General features: G+C 63.7%; 9 protein-coding genes. 2 read left to right on the forward strand and 7 right to left on the reverse strand.

The window, feature by feature from the left end; all coding sequences use genetic code 11:
* Window positions 1-78: 78 nt before the first annotated feature.
* The 5 genes from FS777_RS08090 to FS777_RS08110 all read right to left on the reverse strand — a co-directional run bounded on the left by FS777_RS08090 (window position 79) and on the right by FS777_RS08110 (window position 4833).
* Complete coding sequence (locus tag FS777_RS08090; RefSeq protein ID WP_058603310.1) at window positions 79-417, reverse strand: hypothetical protein; 339 nt, start codon at window positions 415-417, stop codon at window positions 79-81.
* A gap of 161 nt (window positions 418-578) precedes the next feature.
* Entirely contained in the window at window positions 579-1829 is a 1251-nt protein-coding gene (gene glcF / locus FS777_RS08095) for a glycolate oxidase subunit GlcF (RefSeq protein WP_145254924.1), read from the reverse strand.
* A gap of 9 nt (window positions 1830-1838) precedes the next feature.
* Window positions 1839-2894 (reverse strand): glycolate oxidase subunit GlcE, encoded by a 1056-nt coding sequence (glcE, locus tag FS777_RS08100; RefSeq protein ID WP_145254927.1) that lies wholly within the window; start codon window positions 2892-2894, stop codon window positions 1839-1841.
* Window positions 2894-4393, reverse strand: coding sequence for a glycolate oxidase subunit GlcD (gene glcD, locus FS777_RS08105; RefSeq protein WP_145254930.1), 1500 nt, complete (start codon window positions 4391-4393; stop codon window positions 2894-2896). The genes glcE and glcD overlap by 1 nt, the downstream gene beginning before the upstream one ends.
* Before the next feature lie 119 nt (window positions 4394-4512).
* Window positions 4513-4833: a DUF2388 domain-containing protein gene (locus FS777_RS08110; protein ID WP_027915726.1), complete on the reverse strand. Its 321-nt coding sequence runs from the start codon at window positions 4831-4833 to the stop codon at window positions 4513-4515.
* 228 nt (window positions 4834-5061) lie between these two features.
* Between FS777_RS08110 and FS777_RS08115 the strand changes: the two genes are divergently transcribed.
* Entirely contained in the window at window positions 5062-5688 is a 627-nt protein-coding gene (locus tag FS777_RS08115) for a glutathione S-transferase family protein (protein WP_078478485.1), read from the forward strand.
* Between the two features lie 32 nt (window positions 5689-5720).
* On the opposite strand, the gene mrdA is transcribed toward FS777_RS08115, so the two are convergent.
* Window positions 5721-7616 (reverse strand): penicillin-binding protein 2, encoded by a 1896-nt coding sequence (mrdA, locus tag FS777_RS08120; protein ID WP_145254933.1) that lies wholly within the window; start codon window positions 7614-7616, stop codon window positions 5721-5723.
* A 279-nt stretch (window positions 7617-7895) separates the two neighbouring features.
* On the opposite strand from mrdA, the gene FS777_RS08125 reads away from it, so the two are divergent.
* Window positions 7896-8387 (forward strand): isochorismatase family protein, encoded by a 492-nt coding sequence (locus FS777_RS08125; protein WP_058603304.1) that lies wholly within the window; start codon window positions 7896-7898, stop codon window positions 8385-8387.
* Between the two features lie 28 nt (window positions 8388-8415).
* On the opposite strand, the gene FS777_RS08130 is transcribed toward FS777_RS08125, so the two are convergent.
* Window positions 8416-9114, reverse strand: coding sequence for a pirin family protein (locus tag FS777_RS08130; RefSeq protein ID WP_058603303.1), 699 nt, complete (start codon window positions 9112-9114; stop codon window positions 8416-8418).
* Window positions 9115-9321 lie beyond the last annotated feature (207 nt).

The raw sequence follows: 9321 nt of genomic DNA on the forward strand, positions 1-9321 counted from the left end.
AGCATTCCAAAGCAAGAGAGCGCTCAGGATAGCGGATTGCGTACGGCGGGGTGCCTGCTCACGCCGCAGCAAGACTGCTTAGGCCCTGGCCATGCTCACCGTGATGTAGCCTTTGCCCGAGAGAATGATGCGGATGCGGGTTTCGTCGGCAGGGGCGCTACGGCAGCGCTTGATCTGAACCCCTTCCACGACGGCGGCCTTCATGTGATGGGTGATGGCCCGGCCCCGAGCATCGAAAAACGCTTCGCTGGCGAGCAGTTCGATTCGCTCGATCAGTTGCCTGGATGGCTCGTCGGTGACGCAGAAAAACATGACGCCAGAGAGATGGGGGTCCTGGTCTGGGTTGGCCAGGTCATGGGTGAGCAGTTCGCGCAGGTGGCTGCGCAGTTCGGCAAGAAGGTGCGGGTTGGCGAGCATGCGCAGCGTCCTGTGTGGGGGCGACTGCGTCGATCATGTTTTCTGCTCTGCCATGCGACAAGTAGGACGGTTCCTAGGTTGGCTGGTGAAAAATCCCAATAAAGTAAAGGGGCGACGATGAAGCTTATCAAGGACGAAATGCACAAGGCGGCAGGGGACGCCTATCCCTCGTTCGCCCCGGCGCGCTCTTCTGCGTGCCTGAGCGCCTCTTCGACGATCTCCACCCAGTGCCGAACCGCGGTGCGCCCTGCGCCATTCAAATGCACCTGGCAGCCGATGTTGGCGGTGGCTATCTCGTCCGGTTGCCCGCGTTCCAGAGCGTCCAGCCGGTTGTCGCGCAGCTGCCTGGACAACCCTGGCTGGGTCAGCGAATAGGTGCCTGCCGAGCCACAGCACAGGTGGGCATCGGTGACCGGAGTCAGGGTAAACCCCAGCCGGATCAATAGCGCTTCCACAGCGCCACCCAGTTTCAAGGCATGTTGCAGAGTGCACGGACAGTGAAACGCCAGGCGCCGTCCGGCGGGCACCGCCAGCTGCTCGACGGGCGCATCCCCCAGGACTTCCACCAAGTCACGGCACAGGCTGCTGACCCGCGCCGCCTTGGCTGCATAGGCCGGGTCAGCAGCCAACAGGTGAGCATACTCGCGCACGAACGCGGCGCAGCCGCTTGCTGGGATCACGATAGCCTCGACGCCCGCCTCAACGGCTGGCCACCAGGCATCGATGCGCCGCCGTGCGCGCTGCAAACCTTGCGCCTGGGCGTTGAGGTGGTAGTCCACTGCTCCACAGCAACCCTCGGCCGGTGCAGGGGTCACGCTGATACCGAGGCGATCGAGCAGGCGCGCCGCCGCGGCGTTGGTCGCCGGTGACAATGCCGGTTGCACACACCCCTCGAGCATCAGGACACGCCGCGGATGGCGCACCGCCGGGCGCATCAGGTCAGCCGCCTTTTGCAAATGCACCTTTTGCTGGGCCTGCGCCGGTAGCCAGGGGCGCAGGGCTTGGCCAGTTCGCAGCAGGGCCTTGAAAACGGCGGGGCGCACCATCGCAAAGCGCAGGCCGTGACGTAACAGGCGCTGGCCCAGTGGTCGTGGCACCTGCTGCTCCACGACGGCCCGGCCAATGTCCAGCAGGTCGTGGTAACGCACACCCGACGGGCAAGTGGTTTCGCAGCTGCGGCACGACAGGCATCGGTCCAGATGAGATTGAGTACTGGTAGTGGCGGGCTGGCCTTCGAGCACCTGCTTGATCAGGTAGATGCGCCCGCGCGGGCCATCGAGCTCATCGCCAAGCAGCTGGTAGGTGGGGCAGGTCGCTGTGCAGAAGCCGCAGTGTACGCACGCGCGCAGGATGCGTTCTGCCTCCTCGGCGCGCTCGAGTGTGCGTGCGCTGTCACTCAGGTTGGTCTGCATGGGCTGCCCTCAGAGGTCCGGGTACAGACGGCCAGGATTGAAGATGCGCTTGGGGTCCAGTTGGGCCTTGAGGCTCCGGTGGTAGCGCATCAGCGGCTCTGACAAGGGCGGGTAGGGGGCCTGGCCTGGGGTGAGGCACAGCGCGTGGCCACCCGCCTGTTCGGCGATGCGGTGAATGACATGGGCTGGGGCGTCTGTCCGCAGCCAGCGCTGGGCGCCTGCCCAGTCCAGCCATTGGCGTCCCGGCAGGTGCAGTTCCCCTGTTGCGAGGGGTACCGACACACGCCACAAGGGCTCGCTGCCCTGGGTGAAGAATGCCAGGCGCTGCTCACGCAGTTGCGTCCAGAACTCGCCGTCCACGTACTCGCCCCCCAGGCGCTGGCGGGCCGACGCTACCGAACCCTCGCCACCTTCCAGGCGCACGAACAATGCTTGTCCATCGTGGCAGGCACCACTGAGCGGCAGTGGTTCCGAGCTCCAGCGCGTGAGCGCGGCCAAGGCCTGGCTCCGATCCATTCCAAGGCGCAGGCTTACGCAGTGCCGCGGCACGGGCAGGACTTTAAGCGACACCTCGGTCAGCACACCCAGACAGCCGAAACTGCCTGCCAGCAACCGTGAAAGGTCATACCCGGCCACGTTTTTCATCACTTGGCCGCCGAAGCGCAGCACGCTGCCCTGGCCTGTGATTACCTGGGTGCCCAGCACGAAGTCACGGACCGATCCTGACCAGGGCCGCCTGGGCCCGGACAAGCCAGCCGCCACCATGCCGCCCAAGGTGGCACCCGGGCCCAGGTGCGGTGGCTCGCAAGCCAGCATCTGCCCCTTTTCCTGCAACGCCGCCTCGATGTCGCGCAACGGCGTACCGGCGCGAGCCGTCAGCACCAGCTCCGTGGGGTCGTAACTGACGATGCCGCGATGGCCGCGTGTATCGAGCACTTGCCCGTTGACGGCATGGCCGATCATGGCCTTGCTGCCACTGCCCTGGATGCGCAAGGGCGTACCAACATCCAGCGCCTGGCGAACCTGCTCGAGCAACGCCTGGCTTGCATCCTGGTCCGTGCCCATCAAAACCGCTCCAGCGCAGGGAAGGGCAACTGCCCATGGTGCACGTGCAGCGCACCGAATTCGGCGCAGCGGTGCAGCGTGGGAATGTTCTTGCCAGGGTTGAGCAAGCTCTGCGGGTCGAATGCAGCCTTGACGGCGTGAAACACCCGCAGCTCGTCATGGGTGAACTGGGCGCACATCTGGTTGATCTTCTCCCGGCCGACCCCATGCTCCCCGGTGATGCTCCCACCAACGGCCACGCACAGCTCCAGGATTTTTCCACCCAGGGACTCGGCCCGCTCCAGCTCGCCAGGCTGGTTGGCGTCGAACAGGATCAGCGGGTGCATATTGCCGTCACCTGCATGGAACACATTGGCCACCCGCAGCCTATGCTCGCGCGCCATTTCACTAATCCGCACCAGCACGCGGGGCAGCTCACGCCGCGGAATCGTACCGTCCATGCAGTAGTAGTCCGGGGACAAGCGGCCGACGGCAGGGAAGGCATTCTTGCGTCCTGCCCAGAACCGTGCACGCTGCGCCTCGTCACACGCCAGCCGCACCTCGCTGGCACCGGCCTGGGTGAACAGTGTGGCCACCCGTTCGCAGTCTTCGTGCACATCGGCCTCGACCCCGTCGAGTTCACACAAGAGGATGGCGGCTGCCTCCACTGGGTACCCGGCATGGATGAAGCTCTCGGCCGCCCGAATGGCCAGGTTATCCATCATTTCCAGGCCCCCGGGAATGATGCCGGCGGCAATGATGTGGGCAACGGACCGCGCGGCGTCCTCGACCCGGTCGAAGCTGGCAAGCAGAACCCGTGCCACGGGTGGCTTGGGTAGCAGCCGCACGGTCACCTCGGTGACGATCCCCAGCATGCCTTCGGAGCCGGTGAACAGTGCTAGAAGGTCGAACCCAGGGCTGTCGAGCGCATCGCTACCCAGGGTCAGCCGTTCACCTTCCACGGTAAGCACTTCCAGTTTGAGGATGTTGTGCACGGTCAGACCGTACTTCAGGCAATGCACGCCGCCTGCGTTTTCAGCGACATTGCCACCGATGGTGCAGGCGATCTGCGATGAAGGGTCGGGGGCGTAGTACAACCCGTAAGGGGCGGCGGCCTGGGAAATGGCCAAGTTGCGAACGCCCGGCTGGACCCGGGCGAAGCGGCCTTGGGGGCTGACTTCGAGAATACGATTGAGCCGCGCCATCACCAGCAACACGCCTTTGGCCAAGGGCATGGCACCGCCAGACAGCCCGGTCCCGGCGCCGCGAGCCACGACCGGTACGGTGAGCCGGTGGCAAATCTGGAGCACGCTCTGCACCTGGTCTACGCGCTCGGGTAACACCACCAGCAGCGGCACCGTACGGTACGCCGCCAGACCGTCGCATTCATACGGCTTGAGATCTTCTTCGCGGTGCAGCACTTGAAGGTCAGGCAGCGCCTCGCGCAGGCACTGAATCAAAAGCTCGCCATCAACCGTCGGCAGCGCGCCGTCGACGCGTTCGTCATACAGCATCGTCATCTCACTTGGATGCGTTGTTCTTATAGGGTCATGACGAGTGTAGCCCCAGTCTGGACTTAGGGCTTGCGGGGCGGGCTACGACCGGCGCTGGCCACAATGAGGGCCAACGCCGGCGGCAGTCATTGCTGGGCGACCAGAGGGTCGTCCTGGGAGAGGATGGCGCGAGCGAGTTCTTCATCGTTGACTTGCAGGCCGGGGTGGTCCTTGCGTGCTTGCTGCAAGGCAGCTTCCACGTAGGCACCACGAATGGCACCACCGCTGGCGACGAACGCAGACAGCTCGTCACGGGCAGGAATGATGCGTTTGTCATCCTTGAACGTTGAGTACAGCGAAGCCGAGACACCGGCCGAAGTGGCAATGTCGCGGCCGTCGACGCGGGCCATGGCAGCGCCGGCAGGCAACAGAAGCAGCAGTGCGGGTACGAGGGCAAGTTGGCGCATGTCGTGTTCTCCAATAGGTGAAGCCCAGGGGATTACCACTATTGGTGAGAGGCTACGCATGCAGGTGGAGTTCCCTCACCGAAGCGTTAGCCGATGGTCTGCTCAGGCGGGGCAGGGTTGGGCGGGTCAACGGGCCTGGCCAACATCGACGTCAGGCCCGGATTGACCGCATCGCCACCGGTGTGCTCTGCTCAGCGGCCTACCCCAACAGCCACCGAGGGCTGCACCATGTCCGAGTACACGCTGCATTGTTTCGCCGAATCCGGCAATGCCTACAAGGCTGCGCTGATGCTCGAACTGACCGGCCAGGACTGGCAGCCGGTGTTCGTGGACTTCTTCAATGGCCAGACCCGCGACCCGATGTGGCGCGACGAGGTGAACGAGCAGGGTGAGGTGCCGGTGCTGATGCATGGGGGCACCTGCTTGACCCAGTCGGCGTTGATCCTCGACTACTTGAGCGCACAAACAGGCCAGTTCGGCCCCCAGAGTGAAGAAGAGCGGCGTGAGATCTGGCGCTGGATGCTGTTCGACAACCACAAGTTCACCAGCTACTACGCGGCGCTGCGCTTTTTGTTGTGCCTGAAGAAGACGGGCGAAACCGAGGTGACGACGTTCCTGCGCGAGCGAGCCGCCGCGGCCTACCGCATCGTCGATGCGCACCTGGCCGGCACACCGTTCATGGTCGGCGCGCGGGTGACCATCGCCGACTTGTCGCTGGCCGGTTATGTGTTCATGCCCGAGGACACCGGCATGAACGTGCAGCAGTACACGCATATCGAAGCCTGGAAAGCGCGACTGCAGGCGTTGCCGGGGTGGCAGCACCCTTACGATCTGATGCCCCGCGTTGCGCCCTGAACGCAAGGCCTGACCGCCTGCGGGCTTTGCTTTCAGCCGTGGGCAGGTGACTTGCCCGCCGAGCTGCCGGCGTATTCGGGCTTTAGATGACCTTGTTCGTCCAGCAGGTAGGCATCCATGACCTCACGCACTACCGGGCCTGCCACCCGCCCACCGGCTTCGCCGTTTTCGATCATCACCGCCACGACCACGCTGGGGTGCTCGGCCGGGGCGAACCCGACGAACAAGGCGTTGTCACGGTGTCGTTCCAGAGTCTTGTTGCGGTTGTAGCGTTCCCCTTGCTTGATGGCCACCACCTGGGCCGTGCCGCTCTTGCCGGCAATGCGGTATTGCGCGCCAGCGGCGGCAGCGCGCGCGATGCCGCGCGGGTCGTGCATGACCATTTGCATACCCTGGCTCACCTGATCCCAGGCGCGTTTGTCGTGCAGCACGATATCGGGCATGGGGTTAGGGTCGATGGGCGCATCGCCACCGACGGTCATCGCCAGGTGCGGGCGATGCCATACGCCTTTGCTGGCCAGCAGGCTGGTGGCTTGCGCCAGTTGCAATGGCGTGACCTGCATGTAGCCCTGACCAATACCCAGAATCAACGTTTCACCGGGGAACCAGGGCTGTCGGCGGGTCGCGCGCTTCCATTCGGCCGAAGGCATCAGCCCGGCCGCTTCTTCGAACATGTCCAGCGACACCTTCTGGCCAAGACCGAATTCGGCCATGTAGTCGTGCAGGCGCTCGATACCCAGTTTGTGCGCCAGGTCGTAGAAGTAGGTGTCGTTGGAACGCATGATCGCGGTGTACATGTCCACCCAGCCATCACCGCTGCGGTTCCAGTTACGGTATTTGTGATCGTAGTTGGGCAACTCGTAGTAACCCGGGTCGAACACGCGGTTGGCCGGCGTGATCACGCCGCTGTCCAGCCCGGCAATGGCCACTTCGGGTTTGACCGTCGACCCTGGGGCATACAGCCCGCGCAGCACGCGGTTGAACAGGGGGCGGTCGATGGAGTCGCGCAGTTGTGCGTACTGCTTGAAGCTGATGCCCTTGACGAACAGGTTGGGATCGAACCCCGGGTTGCTGACCATCGCCAGCACATCGCCGTTGGCCGGGTCCAGCACCACCACCGAGCCTCGGCGCTCGCCCAGGGCCTTTTCCGCCGCCAGTTGCAGGTGGGCATCGAGGGTCAGCACGATGTCCTGGCCTGGCGTGGGGGCCTTGTGATTGAGCACACGCATCACCCGGCCCTGGGCGTTGGTCTCGACTTCCTCATAGCCTACGTGGCCGTGCAACTGACTTTCATAAAAACGTTCGATGCCCGTCTTGCCGATCGACTGAGTCCCCCGGTACTCGGTGCCGTCCAGGGTCTTGGCCTCTTTTTCGTTAATCCGGCCTACGTAACCGACCGAATGGGCGAAGTGCTCGCCCAACGGGTATTCGCGAATGAATTGCGGCTCCACCTCAAGGCCCGGCAGCCGGAACTGGTTGACGGCAATCAAGGCAATCTGCTGTTCGTTCAAGCCCACCATCAAGGTGACCGGTTCGAAGGGTTTGCGCCCGCGTCGCAGGTCCTTGTCGAACTGCTTGCGGTCCTCGTCATCCAGCCCCAGCACCTGGGTCAGGGTGTCGAGCACCTTGGCGCTGTCGCCGCCGGTCCGTTCACGGGTCATGGTCAGGTCGAAGCTGGGCTTGTTGTCGGCCAGCACAGTGCCATTGCGGTCGTAGATCAAGCCTCGCTCGGGTGCGATCGGCAGCACATGGACGCGATTGTTTTCCGACACGGCGCTTTGCTGGTCATGCTGGATGATTTGCAGCACATACAACCGACCAATCAGGATGGCGACCAGGCTGAAGACCAGCGCAGCGCAGGCCAGGAGCCGGCGGTTGACCAGGTGCTTTTCCTTTTCATGGTCCTTGAGGGGGATCGGTTGGGGCATGGGCTCTGTCTGTAGAAGGCTGGGCGGGCAGGCGTTGGTAACGGGCTGGTGCCGGGTGGGGCAGTGATGCTACGCAAGCTGCATGCCCGCCTCAAGGCGCCGCGCAGCGCGGTGAGGTGGGCCGCGCCCAGGCCGCCCGAGCCTGCGGGGCTCAAGCCTGCATGAAGATTTGTTCATCAGCCTGGCCGAGCACCGTCGTGCATGAGCGGGTTGGGCTTCAACGCGCTTGTCAGGCCCAGACGGGTATACTCCATGGCTTTTTCATGACGGAAGGTGCTCATGCGTCAGGTCCTGCTCATCGTGGACGTCCAGTCCACATTCAGCCCGCCGGAATGGTTGGTCGACGGCCTGCGACTGCTGTCGGCCAACATACCTACCATCGCCTCGGTCGAGTTGCACGATGAGCGAGTGACACCTTTCGAGCGGCAATTGGGCTGGCACCCGGCTGCCCAGGATGAAAGCCTGATCGAAGCCGATCGGGTGTTCATCAAGCATGGTTACGGACCGGGTAAAGAGATGATCGAGTACCTGCGCGGTCTCGGGGTGGAGCGTGTGCTGGTGAGCGGTTTGCAGACCGACACCTGTGTGCTGGCAGCCGGTTTCGCGCTGTTCGACGCTGGGTTGATGCCGACTCTGGTGACCGACATGACCGTCGGCTCCTCGCTGGATCGTTCGGCGAAGATGGGCATCGCCTTGTGGGAGCATCATTTCCGCCAGGTCATCACGTCCGCCGAAGTGCTGGCTGAGCTGGCCCAGCCGGGCAATCCTTGAGGGATCGGCCCGGCTGAGTGCCAGCGTTTCAGGCGACGTCCACCAGCACGATCTCGCTGTCTTCCAGGGCGGTGACCTGCAGCAACGTTTCTTCGGCGATGGCCACGCCGTCCCGGGCATTGGCCTGCAGCCCATTGACCTCGATGCGGCCCTTGGCCGGGACGAGGTAACCGCGCCGCTTGGGGTCGAACCGGTACTCGGCGGTTTCTCCGGCGCGCAGCGTTGCGGCGACCAGGCGGGCATCGGTACGAATCGGCAGGCTGCCTTCATCGCCATCTCTGCCACTGGCCAGGGTCACGAAGCCTTCGCCGCGTTCACCCTTGGGAAACGGGCGTGTACCCCAGGACGGTGCATCACCAGTGCGCTCGGGCACGATCCAGATCTGGAAAATGCGCGCCTCGCTGTCCTCTTGATTGTACTCACTGTGCGCGATGCCTGTGCCGGCGCTCATCACCTGCACGTCGCCAGCCTCGGTCCGGCCCTTGTTGCCCAGGTTGTCTTCATGGGTAATGGCCCCTTCGCGGACGTAGGTGATGATTTCCATGTCCCGGTGAGGGTGGGGTGGGAACCCGCTGCCAGCGGCGATGATGTCGTCGTTCCAGACCCGCAGGTTGCCCCAGTGCATGCGGGCTGGGTCGTAGTACTCGGCGAACGAGAAGTGATGGTGCGCATCGAGCCAGCCGTGGTTGGCGGCGCCCAGGGTGTTGAATGGTCGTAGTTGAAGCATGATTGGACTCCTTCAAAAGGTGGAATAGGGCCATCATGCGCTTATGAAACATCTAAAATAAGCGTAAATATCGGCTCTATTTTATCGCTTTAATCGATATATCCCTAAGCTATCGTCCAAAATGCCGTTGCCGTTGCCGTTGCCGTTGCCGTTGCCGTTGCCGTTGCCGTTGCCGTTGCCGTTGCCGTTGCCGTTGCCGTTGCCGTT

Source organism: Pseudomonas sp. DE0157 (genome assembly GCF_007678615.1).
In the GTDB taxonomy this organism is placed as follows: Bacteria; Pseudomonadota; Gammaproteobacteria; order Pseudomonadales; family Pseudomonadaceae; genus Aquipseudomonas; species Aquipseudomonas parafulva_B.